We start from the raw sequence: 17,452 nt of genomic DNA on the forward strand, positions 1-17,452 counted from the left end.
CTCCATGGTCAGCGCGCCTTTCGTCGCTTCGTGGCGGGCGGGTCCAGGGGCTCGGCGGGCAGCCCCAGTCGCTCGACGATCGCGTCCCGCGAGGCCTCGGCCAGCGAACGGCGATCCTCTTCGGCGGTTTGCAGCGGCGCGAGGAAATGCACCTGCACGCGGGTCTCGCGGCGGCACAGCAGCTGCCAGGCATTCACCAGCAGGCGGTCGTCGTCGGTATAGGCGACGGGGACCGGGCCGCCCTCGGGGCGCTCGTAGTCCAGCGCCACCGGCTGCACCGGATGGCCGTTCTCGGCCACCGCGGCAAACAGGCGCGGATGAAAGCGGCGCACGCCCTGCCCGCGGCTGGTCGTCCCTTCCGGGAACACGACGAAGTGCCGGCCCTCGTCGAGGCCCTCGCGCATGGCCTCGATGTGGGCGTTTGCCTCGCCCGCGCCACGGCGGATGAAACGCGTGTCGTGCTGGCGTGCCAGCCAGCCGATCACCGGCCAGCGGGCGATTTCGTCCTTGGACAGAAAGCACGGGTCCACGGCCGCGCCGATCAGCGGAATGTCCAGCCAGGAGACGTGGTTGGCGACCACCAGCGAGGCCTGTTGAGGCCGTGTACCGGTCAGGCGAAAGCGCACACCCGCCAGCCACAGCGCGCGATCGTACCAGTCGCGGCGGATGCGGCTGCGCGTCTCGAAGTCATCACCCCGGCGCGACATGCGCCAGGTCAGCCAGACGCCTTTCAGCAGGTGCAGGAGAATGCGCATCAGCCTACCCGATGCCCGCAGGCTTCCCGTCATGGTGCAACCCTCGGCTTGCGGGCGCGGTCGCGCCCAGGAAATGCCGATGGTAGCGATCCGGAAGGTCCCTGACATCCAGCAGGACCAGCAGGTCGGCGACGTTGAAGTCGGGATCGTGACAGGCCTCGCCACAGATACGGGCGCCCAGGCGCAGGTAGGCCTTGAGCAGGGGCGGCAGACCGGCACGCGACGGCGTGCCGTGCCAGATGCTCAGGGAATTGGGCAGCGGGCGGCGCGGCGTGACTCGGAGGCGCGACGGGCCGCGGTGGAACAGGCGCAGCCACGAGAGCTGAGCCGGGGTCTGTTCGGTCAGCGGCAGACTGGCGCAGCCCATCAGATACTGATACTGCCTCGCGGTCATAAAGCGGGCGAGACCGGACCACAGCGCGTTGATCGCCGCACCCTGGCGCTGATCCGCGCGCACACAGGTGCGCCCGATCTCCAGCGTCTTGCCGGGCAGATTCATCAACGGACCCAGCTCGAACTCGGCCAGTGAGTAGAAGCCACCGGCAATGGCCGCGCTCTCCTCGGTCAGGATGCGTGTGCAGGCGACCAGCTCCCCGGTGCGGGGCTCGCGTACCAGGAGGTGATGGCAGTGGGGGTCCAGATAATCGGCACCCAGTTCGCGTTCGGCGTCGGGGATCCGCGCGCCCATCTCCTCCGCGAACACGGAGTAGCGCAGGCGCTGAGCGGCCTCCAGATCGCCCGGTCCGGCGGCCAGATGAACGCGAAAGCCCGTCTCGGCGTGAGCCGCCTTTACGGGCGGGATGATCTGCGGTGCGGACATGGGCGCCACCTCCGGTTGAACTGTCCCGGAGACTACGCCCGCGATTTGACGGCCTCGTGTAACCCGCGTGACGTTCCCGTGAACACGCCACGGGTGTCAGCAGGGAGGGTTTTCTACGGCAGCTGACCGGTATAGGCGCCGGATTCCACCGGCAGGTCCTCGGCCTCCCAGCCCTTTATGCCGCCGGCCACGTTCACGACCTGGCCAAAGCCCATCTCGCGCAGGCGCTGCACCGACATCGCGGCACGTCCGCCCGTGGCGCACATCACGGCCACCGGCTTCTCGCGGGCGTTGACCAGCGCATCGATGCGATGCGGGGTGTTCGGATCCGCCGCGCCTTCGAGCAGGCCGCGCGGGATCAGCAGCGAATTCGGCACATGGATCTTTTCGTATTCATACGGCTCGCGCACGTCCACCAGCAGCCAGTCCTCGCCGGCCTCCATCTTTTCGGAGAGGTCCTCGGGGGAGATCTCCTCGACGTTCTGGCGCGCCTCGGCGACGAAATCCATCAGCTTCTTCTCGCTCATTCGAACCTTCCCTTTTGCAATGATCTGGATGTTTTTGTGGGAGCCTGCTTGCGGGGCTGACCCATTCTACTGTGGGTGCGCGACCAGGCGTTTCAACCCGGTGAGAGCGCGTTGTCCAGCGCCGCGGGGTCGGTTACCGGCGCCTCGCAGTGCAGGCCGCGGCAGAGATAGGCGCGCACGCCAGACTCCGGCGGCGCCTTCTCCGCCAGGGCCGCCGGCAGGTCGTCGACCTCGCCCGCGATGGCGAAGCCCCATGCCGGATGGCCCTGTGACCGCAGGCGCTGCTGCCAGGCCGGCAGCTCGTCCGCCGCGCCGCGCAGCACGACGAGCGGCGGCGGCTGCTGGTGCATATCCAGCGCAATCAGCAGGCTCATATGGCCCAGCGGGGCCTGCTCGATCATCGGCCCGGCGTTGGCCAGCGTGCGTTCGGCGGCCTCCAGGTAGCGCGGCTCGGCCAGCAGGAAGCCGAGTTTCTGCATGGCCTGCGCGGCGATGCCATTGCCGGCGGCCATCGCGTCGTCGGCGTAGACCTTGGGCCGCTGGATCAGCGCCTCGTGATCGCGCGCGGTGTAGAAGAAGCCGCCGTGCTCGGTATCCTCGAAGTCGTCCAGCAGGGCCTCCGCCAGGGTCGTAGCCCAGCCCAGCAGGTCGCTGTCCCATTCGGCTTCCAGCAGCGCCAGCGTGGCCTCCAGCAGCAGGGCGTGGTCGTCCAGATAGGCCCGTGGCAGCTCGCCGGTCGCCCCTTCGCGGTAGCTGGCAAACAGCCGGCCATCGCGCCAGAGCCGTTCGCGCACCGCATCCATCGCCGCGCGGGCGAGTCCCAGCCAGTCGGGCCGCTCCATCGCACGCGCGGCGCGGGCGAGCCCGGTAATCATCAGCGCGTTCCAGGCGCCCAGGATCTTGTCGTCGCGATGCGGCCGCACGCGCTGCTCCCGCGCGGCCAGCAGGCGCTCGCGGGCGCGGCCGAGGCGCGCGTTCGCCTCGGGCTCGTCGATGCCCAGGGCATCGGCCACGGTCGCGATCGGGACCACCTCGTGCAGGTGCCAGCGACCCTCGAAGTTCGCCGGGCCGTTCAGTCCCCAGACCCGACTGGCGACCGCCCATTCGTCCTCCGCCAGCAGGCCCTCGACCGTCTCCGGATCCCAAACGTAGAAGCGGCCTTCCTCCCCTTCCGAATCGGCATCGAGACTGGAGTAGAACGCGCCGGAGGGATCGCGCATCTCGCGCTCCAGCCAGGCGACCGTCTGCTCGGCCACATGCCGCGCGAGGTCGTCACCGGCGGCCGCGCGCTCGGCATACAGGCCCAGCAAAGGCCCGTTGTCGTAGAGCATCTTCTCGAAGTGCGGGATCATCCAGCGCGCATCCACCGAGTAGCGGCAAAAGCCGCCGCCGACCTGGTCGAAGATCCCGCCGGCGGCCATCGCCACGAGCGTCCGCTCGAGCATGCGGTCGGCCTCGGCATCCTTGTGGCGCGCCGCATGCCAGGCCAGCCACTCGAGGCTGGCCGGGTGCGGGAACTTGGGTGCGTCGCCGAAGCCCCCGAATTGCGCGTCGAAGGTCTGCGCGAGTTCCGCCCGCGCCTTGTCCAGCACGCCGACCGCCGGGATCGCCCCGCCCGCCGGGCGGTAGATGCGTGCCAGCGCCTGCTGCAGCGATTCGTTCTGGCGCTGGATCTCGTCGGGATGCTCCGCGAGGAAATCGGCCACCCGGTTCATCAGGTCGACGAACGACGGCAGTCCGTGGCGCGGAGTGCTGGGGAAGTACGTGCCGGCAAAGAACGGCACCTGGTCAGGGGTCAGGAACACCGTCAGCGGCCAGCCTCCCGGGCGCTGGGACAGCAGCATGTGCGCGTTCTGATAGATACGGTCGAGGTCGGGACGCTCTTCGCGATCCACCTTGATGTTGATGAAACGTTCGTTCATCACCTCGGCGGTGGCCGGGTCCTCGAACGATTCATGCGCCATCACGTGGCACCAGTGACAGGCGGAGTAGCCGATCGACAGCAGGATCGGCTTGTCCTCACGGCGGGCGCGCTGCAGCGCGTCCTCGCCCCACGGATACCAGTCCACCGGGTTGTCGGCATGCTGTAGCAGATACGGGCTGCTGGCCCCGGCCAGTCGATTCATCGCACGACCTCCCTGGAAAGCGGATTCGCCCCGACGGGTACAGGTGCACGCCAGGGCCAGGCCGGGTAGCATGTGCAGCCGATTTTCCATCCGCAAGCGACCATGCCCACGCACCCGTTTATCGATCCGGTAGCCCTGTCGCTGGGCCCCCTGACCCTGTACTGGTACGGGCTGATGTACCTGATCGGCTTCGTGGCCTTCTGGGCACTGGGCGCCTGGCGTGCGCGCACGCAGGGCTGGGCGCCCCTGCAACCGGTTCAGGTCGGCGACCTGCTGTTCTGGGGCGCGATCGGCGTGATTATCGGCGGGCGCCTGGGCTATGCCCTTTTCTACAACCTGGATGCCACACTCGCCGATCCGGTCAGCCTGTTCCGTGTCTGGGAAGGTGGCATGGCCTTCCACGGCGGCCTGGTCGGGGTACTCGTAACCTCCTGGCTCTATGCACGCCGGCTGGGCGTGGGCTTCTTCCGCCTGACGGATTTCATTGCACCGCTGATCCCGATCGGCCTGGGCGCGGGACGCATCGGGAACTGGATCAACGGCGAGTTGTGGGGCAAACCCACCGACCTGCCCTGGGCGATGATCTTCCCGGCCGCCGACTACGTGCCGCGCCACCCATCGCAGCTCTACCAGGCGTTCCTCGAGGGGCTGGTGCTGTTCGTGGTGCTGTGGATCGTCTCGCGTCATCCGCGCCGCACGGGGCTGGTCTCCGGGCTGTTCCTGACGCTCTACGGCGGCTTCCGCTTCCTGGTCGAATTCGTGCGCGTGCCGGATGCGCATATCGGCTATCTGGCCTTCGACTGGCTGACGCTCGGCCAGGTACTGAGCCTGCCGGTCATCCTGTTCGGGATTGGTCTGATCCTCTGGTCACGCAAGAATGCCGTGCCGGAATCCCGCCCGGCCACCGAGAACGCCTGACATGCAGCAATACCTCGACCTCGTCCGCCACATTCGTGAACACGGCACCGACCGCCCGGACCGCACCGGCACCGGCACGCGCTCGGTGTTCGGCTACCAGATGCGCTTCGACCTGGCCGCGGGCTTTCCGCTGGTCACCACCAAGCGCACCCACCTGCGCTCGGTGATCCACGAACTGCTGTGGTTTATCCGCGGCGAGACCAACATCGGCTATCTCAAGGAACACAAGGTCCGCATCTGGGACGAGTGGGCCACCGAGGACGGCGATCTGGGCCCGATCTACGGGGCACAGTGGCGCAACTGGGCCGGGCACGACCAGCTGGCCGAACTGGTGGACAACCTGAAGCAACGCCCCTACTCGCGGCGCCACATCATCAGCGCCTGGAACGTGGCCGACCTGCCGGACGAGTCCGTCTCACCACAGGAGAACGCGACCGCCGGGCGCATGGCGCTGGCGCCCTGCCACACCCTGTTCCAGTTCTACGTCGCCGACGGCCGGCTGTCCTGCCAGCTCTACCAGCGCAGTGCCGATGTGTTCCTGGGTGTGCCGTTCAACATCGCCAGCTATGCCCTGTTCACGCACATGCTGGCGCAGGTGGCCGGCCTGGAACCGGGCGACTTCGTGCATACCTTCGGCGACGCCCACCTGTATCACAACCACGAACAGCAGGTGAACGAGCTGCTGGGCCGCGAACCCCTGCCTCTGCCCACCCTGCACCTGAATCCCGACGTCACGGACCTGTTCGCGTTCACCTTCGACGACATCGAGGTGCGCGACTACCAGTCGCACCCGCCGATCAAGGCGCCGGTGGCGATCTGATGGCGGCCCCCGAGATCCACCTGATCGTCGCGCTGGACCCGGACCATGTAATCGGACGCGACAACGATCTGCCCTGGCATCTGCCGAAGGACCTGCAGCACTTCAAGCGCGTGACCAACGGGCACCCGATGATCATGGGCCGGCGCACGTTCGAGTCCATCGGTCGCCCCCTGCCGAAGCGCCGCAACCTGGTGCTGACCCGCCAGGCAGACTGGCAGGCCCACGGCGTGGAGGTCTATCCGGACCTGGACAGCGCCCTCACCTCCATCCCCGAGGGCCCGGCCTTCGTGATCGGCGGCGCAGGGCTGTTTGCCGAGGCCCTGCCCCGGGCCTCCGTGCTGCACCTGACACGCGTGCACGAACCCCATGCCGGGGACACCTGGTTCCCGGCCATCAACCCCGATGACTGGGACTGCGTCTGGTCCGAACACCACGAACCCGACGACCGCCACGCCTGCGCCTTCACCTTCCAGCGTCTGGAACGTCGCCGCTAACCCCCACCCTGCCATGGGACACTGTGCCGGCCCGGAAAGCCTTCGCGGGCAGGCCGCGCCACTCGTGCCTATACTCGGTAGAAACACCCAGGACCGCAGGTCGCCCTGACGGCGCTGCACCCGATGGTTCCGGACCGGCAAGCTCACAAGCGGCGCGCTGTTGGTCGAGCCCGGTCATATCCAACAGCTTCGCGCGGAGGGATGCCATGCTGCGCAAGACGACCTACACGATCCTTGCGGCCGGGGCGCTTGCCCTTTCCGGCTGTGCACACTACGGGGGACAGGAGCAGGCCGGCATGGTGATCGGCGGCGCCCTGGGAGGCCTGCTCGGCGCCGAGGTCGGCGCGGGGCGTGGGCGCACCGCCGCGATCATCGCCGGCACCCTGGCCGGCGCGGCGATCGGCGGCGCAGTCGGCCGCTCGATGGACGACGTCGACCGCATGAAGACCGCCCAGACCCTGGAAACCGTACGCACGGGGGTGCCAGCGCAATGGGTCAATCCGGATACCGGACACCAGTATGCGGTGACCCCCACCCGGACCTTTGATACCGCGACCGGACCCTGCCGCGAGTACACCATCGATGCGACCATCGGTGGTCAGCGCGAACAGGTCTATGGCACGGCATGCCGCCAGCCGGACGGGAGCTGGCAGGTCCAGAGCTGACCGCAGCACACCCAGCCCGGTCGCTGCCCGAGCGATGGGTCAGCGCCAGGGCGGATCCACGCCCTCGACCCGGTACTCGCGGCCCAGCGCGCGCATCAGGCTGATGCAGCAGAACACCAGGATGATGGCGACCGGCAGCCCGGCGGTCAGGGAACCGGTCTGCAGGCTGTCCAGCGCGCGCTCGCCGCCAACGATCAGCAAGGTGGCGGCCACTGCCCCCTCGGTAATGCCCCAGATCACCCGCTGGCGCTTCGGCGAGTGCTTCGAGCCGCGCGAGATCAGCGCATCGACCACATAGGTGCCCGAGGCCGACGAGGTGATGAAGTAGGTCGCAATCAGCAGGGTCGCCACGCCGGAGGCGATCGTGGTCCAGGGCAGCTGCGCCAGGGTCGCGTACAGGGCCACGGTGGTGTCCTCGGCGACCGCCGCGGCGATACCCGCGCCATCGTCGAACAGCTCCATGTGCAGCGCGGTGCCGCCGAAGATCGCCATCCAGGCGAACACGAACAGGCTGGGCAGGGCGAGCACGCCGACGATGAACTCGCGGATGGTGCGCCCGCGCGAGATGCGCGCGATGAAGATGCCGACGAACGGCGACCAGGCGATCCACCACGCCCAGTAGAACATGGTCCAGTCCTTCTGCCACTGCGAGCCGCCGATGGCATCGGTGTGCAGGCTGAGCTGGACGATCTGCTGCAGATAGCCGCCGGTGGAGTCGAGGAAGAAGCGCAGGATGAACAATGTGGGCCCGGCGATCAGCACGAACAGCATGAAGCTGATCGCCAGTACCAGGTTGAACACGCTGACCCACTTCAGCCCGCGGTCCAGCCCGGAGATCACCGACAGCACCGCCACCGCGGTGATCGCGGTGATAATGCCCACCTGCCACCAGTGCGAGACCGGCATGTCGACCAGCACGTTGAGCCCGGTATTGAGCTGCATCGCCCCGAAACCCAGCGAGGTGGCCAACCCGAACAGGGTGCCGAATACCGCGAGGATGTCGATCACATGCCCGATCGGGCCGTAGATGCGGTCCCCCAGCAGCGGGTAGAAGATCGAACGAATGGTCAGCGGCAGGCGGTGACGGAAGCTGAAATAGGCGACCGACAGCCCCAGCACCACGTACACCGCCCAGGCGTGCAGTCCCCAGTGAAAGAAGGTGTAGACCATCGCCTGGCGCGCGGCCGCGTCGGTCTCGCCATCGCCGGTCGGCGGGTGCTGATAGTGCAGGATCGGCTCGGCCACGCTCCAGAAAACCAGCCCGATCCCCATGCCGGCAGAGAACAGCATCGCGAACCACGCGGCAAAACCGAACTCCGGCCGGTCATCCGGCTGCCCCAGGCGGATGGCCCCGTAGCGGCTGAAGCCCAGCCAGATCAGAAAGCCGAGGAAGAAGGTCACCACCAACAGGTAGCCCCAACCGAGATACTCGGTGATGAAGCCGTGGATCCTGGCGAACACCTCGCTGGCGGTGTCGGGGAAGATCACCCCGAAGGCGACGAACACCACCACCATAATCGCGGAGGCAGTGAACACCGTCGGGTTCACCGTGGCGAAGAAGGCCTCCGGGCGATAGTGGCTCATGCCGCGGCCTCCCCGCGGGCGGAATCAGGCCGGCGCATCGGGATCCGCGCCCGCGTCCGCCGAGCACAGCGCCCCGGTGAGGTCCGCCTCGTCGAGCACGTGCCCCTCGGCCACGGCATCGAACTGGCTGCGGGTCGCCCCCGCCTCCAGCTCCAGCTCGGCATCCAGCGCCAGCAGGCGGAAGCGGTAGTGATGACAGCCCTCCGGCGGCACCGGGCCGAGATAGCCGACCTTGCCGAAGGCATCCATCCCCACGCGCCCCTCGCGGGGCAGGTGCAGGGCATCCACGCAATGCGTATCCGGTGGCAGGTTCCAGACCAGCCAGTGGGTGACCTCCCCCAGCGGCGAGTCCAGGTCTTCCAGGATCAACGCGAGACTACGTGCACCCGCCGGCACATCACGAATGTCCAGCTGCGGCAACTCGTTGGCATCCCGCGCCGAGACCTCGATCGGCATCCGTTCTCCGTCTGCAAACGCCGGACTGCTCAGCCGCATCGCCTTGCAACCTACCCCGTGGTCCTGTTGACAGCCTCGCCCGCCGGCCGGGGTGGGTCAACCCATGCGGTCAACTGCCACGCCCGGGGTTGATCCGGATCAAGTGCGAACGCTTTGCTTGCCCATTACACCCACGTCCCGCGTACACTTCCCCCCATGGCACAACTGACCTTTCAGGGGGCAACCGGCGAGGTCACCGGTTCGCGTTATCTCCTCGAGACCGACGACGCCCGCATCCTGCTGGAATGCGGCATGCACCAGGGCAACAGCGAAGCGGACGAGGCCAACCGCGCCTCGCTCGTCGAACTGGCGGAAACACTCGACGCAGTGGTGCTGTCGCACGGCCACCTCGACCACTCGGGGCTCCTGCCCAAGCTGGTGCGCGATGGCTACCGCGGCCCGATCTACTGCACGCCAGGCACCGAGGAGCTGCTCGAGATCATGCTCGAGGACGCCGCGTTCGTGATGAGCAAGGACATCGAGTGGGAGAACAAGTGGCGCCGGCGCGCGGACAAGCCGCTGCTGGAGCCGGTCTATGACATCGACGACGTCGCCACCACCCTCGGGCTGTGCGAGGCCGTGCCCTACGGCCAGGCGCGCAAGATCGCGGGCGGAATTGGCCTGACCTTCCGCGATGCCGGGCATATCCTCGGTTCCGCGATCGTGGACCTGATCGTGCCCTCCGGCGGGCGCGATCGGCACCTGGTGTTCTCGGGCGATCTCGGCAACGCCGACGCCGTGCTGATGCACGACCCGGCACGCCCGGAACACGCGGATCACGTGCTGCTGGAGAGCACCTACGGCGACCGCGACCACCGCCCGATGGAGGAGACGGTCGAGGAGTTCGCGCAGGTCCTGGCCGAGGCCGACAAGAGCGGCGGCAACGTGCTGATCCCAGCCTTCGCCGTGGGCCGCACCCAGGAGATCCTCTACCACCTGAGCATGTTGCACCACGCCGGGCGCCTGCCGCAGCAGAAGGTCTTCCTCGACAGTCCGATGGCGATCAAGGTCACCGAGCTGTACGCCCGCCTGCGCCGCACGCTGGACCCGGAGGACATGGACCGGCTGCACCAGGCCGCGAATGGGGATCCGGCGGCCTACCTGCCGGGGCTGCAGGTCTGCCGCACGGTCGAGGAATCCATGGCGATCAACCGGATCACCGGCGGCGCGATCATCATCGCCGGCTCCGGCATGTGCAATGGCGGGCGCATCCGGCACCACATGAAGTACAACCTGTGGCGGCGCGAGGCGCATCTGGTGATCGTCGGCTTCCAGGCGACAGGCACGCTGGGCCGGCGCCTGGTCGACGGCGCCGAGCGAGTCAAGCTCCTGGGCGACGAGGTCGCGGTGAACGCGAAAGTCCACACCCTGGGCGGCTTTTCCGCCCATGCCGGGCGCAGCCAGCTGATCGACTGGGCGCGCGCCTTTCAGGACCAGCCGGTATTCCACCTCGTGCACGGCGAGCCGGAGGCGCGCGAGGCCCTGGCCACCGGCCTGCGTGACGAGCTGGGGGCCGAGGCGCATGCACCCGCCTTCGGCGAGACCATTACGCTGTAACTGCGCGAAAAATAAGGACCGATGCCGGAGGCCGAAGCCGTCAGCACCTACGCCCTGATCGCCGGCTTCCTCGGCGGTCTCGGGCTGTTCCTGCTCGGGATGACCCTGCTGACCGACGGCCTGAAGACCGCCGGCGGCAGGGCGTTGCGGCACATCCTCGGGCAATGGACCCGCACCCGGCCGCGTGCCCTCGCCTCGGGCATGGGCGTGACCGCGCTGGTGCAGTCCTCCAGCGCGGTCACGGTCGCCACCATCGGCTTCGCCAACGCCGGCCTGCTGACGCTGGGCCAGTCGGTCTGGGTGATCTTCGGCTCCAACGTCGGCACGACCATGACCGGCTGGCTGGTCGCACTGATCGGCTTCAACATCCGCATCGAGGCCTTCGCCCTGCCGGCGATCGGCATCGGCGCCCTGCTCTACCTGTTCATGAAGGCCGCACGGCCGCGCTATCTGGGCCTGGCGCTGGCGGGCTTCGGTCTGCTGTTCTTCGGGATCGACGTGCTGCGCGAGGCCTTCGAGGGACTGAGCGCCACCTTCGACCTGGGCGCGCTGGCGCGTCCCGGTTTCGCCGGGCTCCTGATCATGGTCGGCATCGGGGCACTCCTGACCGTGCTGATGCAGAGCTCCTCGGCCTCCATGGCCATGGCCCTGACCGCCGCGATGAGTGGCGCGGTACCGCTGGAAGCGGCCGCCGCGGCCGTGATCGGCGCCAACCTCGGCACCACGGTGAAAGCGCTGCTGGTCGTAATCGGCGCAACCCCGAACGCCAAGCGCGTCGCTGCGGCCCATGTGATCTTCAACGGCCTGACCGCGATCGTTGCGCTACTGATCCTGCCCTGGTTCCTGGCCGCGATCGCCTGGATCTGGGGCAGCACCGGCGAGGCCCCGGCGCCGGCGGTGCTGCTGGCGCTGTTTCATACCGCGTTCAACCTGCTCGGGGTGGCGCTGATGGTGCCAGTCGCCCCGCCGATGATCCGCTGGCTGCAGGGCCGCTTCCGCACTATCGAGGAGGACATCGCCCGGCCACAATACCTGGACCGCAGCAGCTCCGGGGTCCCGGATCTCGCCCTGCAGTCGCTGATCCAGGAGACCGAGCGCCTGGCCGACATCGGCCACTCGATGGCCCGCGAAGCCCTGCAGACCGCGCCGCCGGCGGCCGGCACCCTGGACCGCAGGCGCCTGGCCGCGGAGCAGCTGACCCAGGCCATCGCCGACTTCGCGGCCCATACCGCGAACCACCCAATGCCGGAACAGGTCGGGCACGGAATCGCCGAAGCCGTGCGCATTGCCCGCTACCATCGCGAGGTCGCCATACTGGCCGACGACATCGCCGACCTGCGCCGCCAGTCCAGCGGCGAGGAGCGCCCGATCGTGACCGAACAGCGCCGCGCCTGGCAGGAACAGGCGATCCGCGCCCTGGACCTGTGCAACCTGGAGGCGGACGATGGCGACAATGGGCATGAACTGGCCGCCGCAGAGGCTGTAGACACGGTGGAATCCGCCTATGCCGAATTGAAGGCCGCCCTGCTGCGCGAAGGCACCTTCGGCTCGCTGAGCATGGCCGAGATGGAACGACAGCTGCGGATCATCAGCATGGCGCGGCGCCTGGTAACCCAGGCCGGCAAGGCCCGCCGCCACACCGAGGCCCTGAAGGATCAGATCCGGGGCCTGAGGAAGACCCCGACAGAAGAGAACGCATGATCGACCACGAAACACTGCAGGATGCCGTCGCAAATCGCCGCGCCGAGGCCCTGACGTTTGACGGGCTGGAGTACGCACGGCTGCTGGAACCGGTTAATCACTACCCGCGCGGATCCGTAGTATTGCCGGACGGTTCAATAATCCCCGGCTACCCGGCAATCGGACGCATCCAGTCGCTGGAAGCCGGGCTGCCCCGTCAGTTCGACCAGCCCTTCTGGGCGGAGGAGAAGATCGACGGCTTCAACGTGCGCATCCTGCGCTGGCACGGGCGCATCTATGCCTTCAGCCGCGGCGGCTACGTCTGCGCGTTCAGCACAGACCGGGTGACGGATTTCATGGACCCGGTGATCTTCGACGCCGAGCCCGACCTGATCCTGTGCGCAGAGATCGCCGGTCCGGATACGCCGTACCTGGAAGGTTCCACCCCCCGGGTCGCACACGATGTGGGCTTGTTCGTCTTCGACTTGATGCGCCTCGGCCAGCCCGGCTTCGTGCCCCAGCCAGAGAAATTCTCTTTGATCGAGCACCACGCACTGCCCCCGGCGCCCCTGCACGGACAGTTCACCCCACACGACACCCAGGCGCTCGGGCAATTGATACGGCGGCTGGACGAGGAAGGGGCCGAGGGGCTGGTCCTGAAGACCGTGGACGGGCAGCACCGCGCCAAATATGTCACCGGGAGCTCGTGCATCTCCGATATTCGCGTATGTTCGGAACAACTGCTCGACCTGCCGCCAGAGTATTTCACCAACCGCCTGACGCGCCTCGCCATTTTTCTGTCCGAGCACCCGTCCCGGCACCACACCGATCTGGAACAGATTCTCGGCGATGCGCTCCTTTCAGGGCTTTACGGGGCGGTCGGGCAGCACCGCCGGCAGGGCCATGTCGGCCATCGCTATCGCTGCCGCTTCCGCGAGCGTGCCAACGCGCTGCATTTCATGAACCACATGCGTGCCACCGGCGGACGCCACGTGGCCTTCGCCGACGACGCACCGCGCCAGGAAGATGGCTACTGGCTGCTGGAATTCGACCGCCAGTTCGACCGCATCACCGGCACACTGGCCTCCGCCCTGGCCGGCGAACGCCAGTACGATTGAGCCGGCGCGCTCAAATGCCGGGGCGCTCCGCCTCTGCGAGGTTCTCCATCACCCGGCGCAGATAATCGGCGGTGACGAGCTTGATGCCCATGCGGTTGCCCAGTTTGCGCATGCCCTCATCGGCACTGGCCAGCTCCGCATCCAGCTCCATCGCCAGCAGAACGGCATCGACGTCCTCGCGCGAGTCCACCAGGCCCTTGCGCATGGCCTCGCGAAAGCGCTCGCGCAGCTGGGTGATGAGCTCGGGTTTGAGCGACTCCGCCGCACCCGCCTGGCGCGTGTGCTCCTCGGCGATGCGCAGCCCGCGGTCGATACGCGTGCGCACCTCGTCGATGAACTCGTAGAGGATGTCGCTGGGTAGTGTCAGGGCGAAGCGACGCGGCGAGCGCACCCAGACCACGGTCTCAAAATCCGCGGCCAGGGCCTCCAGGTCGCGCATGCCGCGGAATTCCTCGTACACCGACAGCGGCATGTAGAACTCGGCCGGGCAATCGCGCGCCAGATGCAGAAAGGTGCGCAGGATGTCCTCCGCGTCCGCGCCAAACTGGCCCGCCACATGCGGGTTGGTGAACACACTGGTATCCAGCACGAAGCGGCGCATCACGACCTCCTGTCGGGTTCTTTCTCCATCATCGGCGGCGACCGCAAACCCGTCAACCAAGGCCATGTTCGGATCGGCGCCAGGGGCACCCTGTGGCATAATCCCGCCTGACCTCCCAGCCATACAGGGACGACCCTTGGCCACCCGCGCGGAAGTGGAAAAATTCCTCGAGCGACTGCGCTCGGATCTGGAACGTCAGCAGATCGATATCCCGACCCTTCCGGATATTTCCGTGCAGGCGCTGTTTATCGTGCAGGACGACACCAGCTCCATCGCCGATCTGGTCAACCTGATTTCGCGTGACACGGCGCTGGCGACTCGGCTGGTGCGCCATGCCAACAGCCCCGCCTATCGGGGACTGAGCCGCTGCGCGACCATCCGCTCCGCGGTGACCCGACTGGGCATGGAGCGGGCGCGCCAGACCATCATCGCCCTGTCGATGAAAGAGGTCTTTCAAAGTGGCAACGACGCGATCCGGCAACGCATGGAAGCATTGTGGAACCACAGCCTCGAGGTCGCGATCATCAGCTATCTGCTGGCGCGCCGGCATCCGCATCTGGACCCGGACACCGCCCTGCTCGCCGGCCTGGTGCACGACATCGGGATGATCCCGATCCTGCGCCGTGCGGAGAAGACGCCGGCGATCTACGAGGATCCACGCGCCCTGCAGGCAGCGGCAGATGCCGCACACGTCGCGATCGGCCGAGCGATGCTGAAGAACTGGAACTTCGAGCCGGAGATCATCCGCGCGGTCGCGGACCACGAGAACCTCCAGCGCGAACCAGATGCCGAGTCCCCGATCAGCTACAGCGACGTCGTACAGGCCGCCAACATCGAAAGCCATGTCGGCACCCCCCACCGTCTGGCCCACATCGATCGCGAAGGGGTCGCTTCGCTGCGCCGCCTGGCCCCGCGTTCGTCCACCCGGGACCTGGACTGGGAAAGCGACGCGATTGGCCTGGAGCACGTCAACCAGATCATCGAATAGGGTCGACGCTCATCCCACTGCGGAACGTCCGACCCCGGGCGTGGTCTTCCCTACATATCCATTCAGAGATGTTCCGCTGATGACGCTCCAGCTGGTGTATGTCAGCCGCGCGGCCTTTGCGCGCCACGAACATCCCGCCCAGGGCATCGAGCCCGAGGTCGGGCGGATCCTGCTGCAGTCGCGCCAGAACAACCCCCGGGCCGGCATCGTGGGTGCCCTCTATTACGGCGACGGCCACTTCTTCCAGTGCCTGGAGGGCGAGCCCAAGGCCGTCTACGCGACTCTGGAGCGCATCCGTTGCGACCCGCGCCACGAAGAGATCACCGTACTGCGCGAACGCGAGCTGGAGCGCGCAGGCTTCGGAGAGTGGTCGATGAAATATGTTCCCGCGGCCGGCGAGGTACGCGCCCTGTTGCAGCAATTCGGGCAGCGCCGGTTCGATCCCTTCGGCTTCGACGACCAGCAGATCGAAGCGATGCTGGATCTCCTGCGCAGCGGACGCGACAGCGAACTGGAGGCGACACCCGCGATCAGCGGGAGCACGCCTTCAACGAGCCCCGCCCCGCCGGGCGATCGGCGTCGCCTGCTAGCCCTGGCGGGCTGGGTCGCGGCCGCCGTGGCCGCAGGCATCGCCGGTACGGCGGGCTATCTGTTCCTGGCCGGGGGCTGAGTTAGCCACCCCCCGCAGCGGCTATTCCCACTCGATCGTGGCCGGGGGCTTGCCGGAGATGTCGTAGGTCACGCGCGAGATGCCGGGGATCTCGTTGATGATCCGGCGCGAGACGTGGTCGAGGAAGTCATACGGCAGGTGCGCCCAGCGCGCGGTCATGAAATCGATGGTCTCCACCGCGCGCAGCGCGACCACGTAATCGTAGCGCCGGCCGTCGCCCATCACCCCAACGGACTTCACCGGCAGAAACACCGCAAACGCCTGCGAGGTCTTGTCGTATAGATCCGCGGCACGCAGCTCCTCAATGAAGATGGCGTCCGCCCGGCGCAGTAGCTCGGCGTATTCTTTCTTCACCTCGCCCAAGATGCGCACGCCCAGACCCGGCCCCGGGAACGGGTGGCGGTAGACCATCTCGGTGGGCAGGCCCAGCTCCACACCGATCTTGCGCACCTCGTCCTTGAACAGCTCGCGCAGTGGCTCCACCAGCCCCAGCTTCATGTTCTCCGGCAGCCCGCCCACGTTGTGGTGCGACTTGATCACATGCGCCTTGCCGGTCTTGGAGTCGGCCGACTCGATCACGTCCGGGTAGATCGTGCCCTGGGCCAGCCACTGCACGTTGTTCAGCTTCGCGGCCTCCTCGTCAAAAACGTCGATGAACAGCCCGCCGATGACCTTGCGCTTGGCCTCCGGGTCCTCGACCCCGGCGAGCGCGCGCATGAAGCGGTCTTCGGCGTCCACGCGGATCACGTTCACGCCCATGTGGCGGGCGAAGGTCGCCATAACCTGGTCGCCCTCGCCCAGGCGCAGCAGCCCGGTATCCACGAACACGCAGGTCAGCTGGTCGCCGATCGCCTTGTGCAGCAGCGCCCCGACCACCGAGGAGTCCACCCCGCCGGACAGGCCCAGCACCACGTGGTCGTCCCCGACCTGCTCGCGCACCCGCGCGGCCATGTCGTCGATGATGTTGTCCGCAGTCCACAGCGACTCGCAGCCGCAGATCTCGTGCAGGAAGCGCTCCAGGATGCGCTGACCCTGAGTCGTGTGCGTGACTTCGGGGTGGAACTGCACGCCGTAGAAGCCGCGCTCCGGATCGGCCATGCCGGCGATGGGCGCGGAGTCGGTGGAGGCCATCAGGCGAAAGCCCTCCGGCAGCTCAGTCACGTGGTCGCCATGCGACATCCACACGTCCAGCAGGCCGTAGCCCTCCGGTGTGGTGTGGTCCTCGATGTCGCGCAGCAACGGGGTGTGGCCGCGCGCGCGTACCTGGGCATAACCGAACTCGCGGCGCTCGGACGGCTCGACCCGCCCGCCCAGCTGCGCGGCCATGGTCTGCATGCCGTAGCAGATACCCAGAACCGGCACGCTCAGTTCGAACACCGCATCCTCGGCGCGCGGCGGCTGGTCGACGTTCACCGACTCCGGGCCGCCGGACAGGATGATGCCGGTGGGATTGAACGCGCGGATATCCGCCGCCGGCATATCCCAGGCGTGCACCTCGGAGTAGACCCCGGCCTCGCGCACGCGGCGGGCGATCAGCTGGGTGTACTGGGAGCCGAAGTCCAGCACCAGAATGCGGTGGGCGTGAAGATCCTGGGTCATGAGGTCATCCGCTATACCGGCCGGACGGCCGGTGG

The 17,452-nt window shown here is 67.6% G+C and carries 17 protein-coding genes; 9 read left to right on the forward strand and 8 right to left on the reverse strand.

Features of this window, described 5'->3' with window-relative positions:
* Positions 1–8: 8 nt before the first annotated feature.
* The 4 genes from F791_RS0108050 to F791_RS0108065 form a co-directional block, all read right to left on the reverse strand.
* Positions 9–755, reverse strand: a complete 747-nt coding sequence (locus F791_RS0108050; RefSeq protein WP_018138445.1) for a 1-acyl-sn-glycerol-3-phosphate acyltransferase — start codon at positions 753–755, stop codon at positions 9–11.
* Between the two features lie 4 nt (positions 756–759).
* On the reverse strand, positions 760–1,575 hold the full coding sequence (locus F791_RS0108055; protein WP_018175466.1) for a GNAT family N-acetyltransferase: 816 nt from the start codon (positions 1,573–1,575) through the stop codon (positions 760–762).
* Between the two features lie 113 nt (positions 1,576–1,688).
* Positions 1,689–2,102, reverse strand: a complete 414-nt coding sequence (locus tag F791_RS0108060) for a rhodanese-like domain-containing protein (protein WP_018175465.1) — start codon at positions 2,100–2,102, stop codon at positions 1,689–1,691.
* A 92-nt stretch (positions 2,103–2,194) separates the two neighbouring features.
* Positions 2,195–4,228 carry a thioredoxin domain-containing protein gene (locus F791_RS0108065; RefSeq protein WP_019592434.1) on the reverse strand — a complete coding sequence of 678 codons (2,034 nt, stop codon included), beginning with the start codon at positions 4,226–4,228 and terminating at the stop codon, positions 2,195–2,197.
* A 72-nt stretch (positions 4,229–4,300) separates the two neighbouring features.
* Here F791_RS0108065 and lgt point away from each other — a divergent pair, with 72 nt between their 5' ends.
* The 4 genes from lgt (at position 4,301) to F791_RS0108085 (ending at position 7,125) form a co-directional block, all read left to right on the forward strand.
* The gene (gene lgt / locus F791_RS0108070; protein WP_018138441.1) at positions 4,301–5,146 is read left to right on the forward strand and encodes a prolipoprotein diacylglyceryl transferase; all 846 of its coding nucleotides are present in this window, start codon (positions 4,301–4,303) and stop codon (positions 5,144–5,146) included.
* Position 5,147: 1 nt separating this feature from the next.
* Positions 5,148–5,966, forward strand: a complete 819-nt coding sequence (locus F791_RS0108075) for a thymidylate synthase (RefSeq protein ID WP_019592435.1) — start codon at positions 5,148–5,150, stop codon at positions 5,964–5,966.
* Entirely contained in the window at positions 5,966–6,460 is a 495-nt protein-coding gene (locus F791_RS0108080; RefSeq protein WP_018994783.1) for a dihydrofolate reductase, read from the forward strand. Before F791_RS0108075 ends, F791_RS0108080 begins: the two co-directional genes overlap by 1 nt.
* Positions 6,461–6,666: 206 nt before the next feature.
* Complete coding sequence (locus tag F791_RS0108085) at positions 6,667–7,125, forward strand: RT0821/Lpp0805 family surface protein (RefSeq protein WP_018138438.1); 459 nt, start codon at positions 6,667–6,669, stop codon at positions 7,123–7,125.
* 39 nt (positions 7,126–7,164) lie between these two features.
* On the opposite strand, the gene F791_RS0108090 is transcribed toward F791_RS0108085, so the two are convergent.
* Both F791_RS0108090 and F791_RS0108095 read right to left on the reverse strand, forming a co-directional pair.
* Entirely contained in the window at positions 7,165–8,709 is a 1,545-nt protein-coding gene (locus F791_RS0108090; protein WP_018138437.1) for a BCCT family transporter, read from the reverse strand.
* Positions 8,710–8,733: 24 nt separating this feature from the next.
* The gene (locus F791_RS0108095) at positions 8,734–9,165 is read right to left on the reverse strand and encodes a YbhB/YbcL family Raf kinase inhibitor-like protein (protein WP_018138436.1); all 432 of its coding nucleotides are present in this window, start codon (positions 9,163–9,165) and stop codon (positions 8,734–8,736) included.
* 195 nt (positions 9,166–9,360) lie between these two features.
* Between F791_RS0108095 and F791_RS0108100 the strand changes: the two genes are divergently transcribed.
* From F791_RS0108100 to F791_RS0108110, 3 genes are read left to right on the forward strand one after another with little or no spacing between them, the layout of a single operon-like run.
* Entirely contained in the window at positions 9,361–10,761 is a 1,401-nt protein-coding gene (locus tag F791_RS0108100) for an MBL fold metallo-hydrolase RNA specificity domain-containing protein (RefSeq protein ID WP_018138435.1), read from the forward strand.
* A gap of 21 nt (positions 10,762–10,782) precedes the next feature.
* Positions 10,783–12,462 (forward strand): Na/Pi cotransporter family protein, encoded by a 1,680-nt coding sequence (locus tag F791_RS0108105; protein WP_019592436.1) that lies wholly within the window; start codon positions 10,783–10,785, stop codon positions 12,460–12,462.
* Positions 12,459–13,559, forward strand: a complete 1,101-nt coding sequence (locus F791_RS0108110) for an RNA ligase (protein WP_018138433.1) — start codon at positions 12,459–12,461, stop codon at positions 13,557–13,559. Before F791_RS0108105 ends, F791_RS0108110 begins: the two co-directional genes overlap by 4 nt.
* 10 nt (positions 13,560–13,569) lie before the next feature.
* On the opposite strand, the gene F791_RS0108115 is transcribed toward F791_RS0108110, so the two are convergent.
* Positions 13,570–14,160: an RNA ligase partner protein gene (locus F791_RS0108115; protein WP_018138432.1), complete on the reverse strand. Its 591-nt coding sequence runs from the start codon at positions 14,158–14,160 to the stop codon at positions 13,570–13,572.
* Between the two features lie 136 nt (positions 14,161–14,296).
* On the opposite strand from F791_RS0108115, the gene F791_RS0108120 reads away from it, so the two are divergent.
* Positions 14,297–15,148: an HDOD domain-containing protein gene (locus F791_RS0108120; protein WP_018138431.1), complete on the forward strand. Its 852-nt coding sequence runs from the start codon at positions 14,297–14,299 to the stop codon at positions 15,146–15,148.
* 79 nt (positions 15,149–15,227) lie between these two features.
* Positions 15,228–15,818: a BLUF domain-containing protein gene (locus F791_RS0108125; protein WP_018138430.1), complete on the forward strand. Its 591-nt coding sequence runs from the start codon at positions 15,228–15,230 to the stop codon at positions 15,816–15,818.
* Between the two features lie 21 nt (positions 15,819–15,839).
* Here the strand turns inward: F791_RS0108125 and guaA are convergent, their stop codons facing one another.
* Positions 15,840–17,417 (reverse strand): glutamine-hydrolyzing GMP synthase, encoded by a 1,578-nt coding sequence (gene guaA / locus F791_RS0108130; protein ID WP_018175461.1) that lies wholly within the window; start codon positions 17,415–17,417, stop codon positions 15,840–15,842.
* Between the last annotated feature and the right edge of the window lie 35 nt (positions 17,418–17,452).

Source organism: Thioalkalivibrio sp. ALRh (assembly GCF_000381425.1).
In the GTDB taxonomy this organism is placed as follows: domain Bacteria; phylum Pseudomonadota; class Gammaproteobacteria; order Ectothiorhodospirales; family Ectothiorhodospiraceae; genus Thioalkalivibrio.

What these genes read in the sequence shown, in the direction of transcription:
- F791_RS0108090 (WP_018138437.1), bottom strand. Translation starts at nt 8,709, where the DNA reads ATGAGCCACTATCGCCCGGAGGCCTTCTTCGCCACGGTGAACCCGACG.
- F791_RS0108050 (WP_018138445.1), bottom strand. Translation starts at nt 755, where the DNA reads ATGCGCATTCTCCTGCACCTGCTGAAAGGCGTCTGGCTGACCTGGCGC.
- F791_RS0108100 (WP_018138435.1), top strand. Translation starts at nt 9,361, where the DNA reads ATGGCACAACTGACCTTTCAGGGGGCAACCGGCGAGGTCACCGGTTCG.
- F791_RS0108055 (WP_018175466.1), bottom strand. Translation starts at nt 1,575, where the DNA reads ATGTCCGCACCGCAGATCATCCCGCCCGTAAAGGCGGCTCACGCCGAG.
- guaA (WP_018175461.1), bottom strand. Translation starts at nt 17,417, where the DNA reads ATGACCCAGGATCTTCACGCCCACCGCATTCTGGTGCTGGACTTCGGC.
- F791_RS0108115 (WP_018138432.1), bottom strand. Translation starts at nt 14,160, where the DNA reads ATGCGCCGCTTCGTGCTGGATACCAGTGTGTTCACCAACCCGCATGTG.
- F791_RS0108075 (WP_019592435.1), top strand. Translation starts at nt 5,148, where the DNA reads ATGCAGCAATACCTCGACCTCGTCCGCCACATTCGTGAACACGGCACC.
- F791_RS0108105 (WP_019592436.1), top strand. Translation starts at nt 10,783, where the DNA reads ATGCCGGAGGCCGAAGCCGTCAGCACCTACGCCCTGATCGCCGGCTTC.
- F791_RS0108060 (WP_018175465.1), bottom strand. Translation starts at nt 2,102, where the DNA reads ATGAGCGAGAAGAAGCTGATGGATTTCGTCGCCGAGGCGCGCCAGAAC.
- F791_RS0108080 (WP_018994783.1), top strand. Translation starts at nt 5,966, where the DNA reads ATGGCGGCCCCCGAGATCCACCTGATCGTCGCGCTGGACCCGGACCAT.
- F791_RS0108095 (WP_018138436.1), bottom strand. Translation starts at nt 9,165, where the DNA reads ATGCCGATCGAGGTCTCGGCGCGGGATGCCAACGAGTTGCCGCAGCTG.
- F791_RS0108085 (WP_018138438.1), top strand. Translation starts at nt 6,667, where the DNA reads ATGCTGCGCAAGACGACCTACACGATCCTTGCGGCCGGGGCGCTTGCC.
- F791_RS0108065 (WP_019592434.1), bottom strand. Translation starts at nt 4,228, where the DNA reads ATGAATCGACTGGCCGGGGCCAGCAGCCCGTATCTGCTACAGCATGCC.
- F791_RS0108110 (WP_018138433.1), top strand. Translation starts at nt 12,459, where the DNA reads ATGATCGACCACGAAACACTGCAGGATGCCGTCGCAAATCGCCGCGCC.
- F791_RS0108125 (WP_018138430.1), top strand. Translation starts at nt 15,228, where the DNA reads ATGACGCTCCAGCTGGTGTATGTCAGCCGCGCGGCCTTTGCGCGCCAC.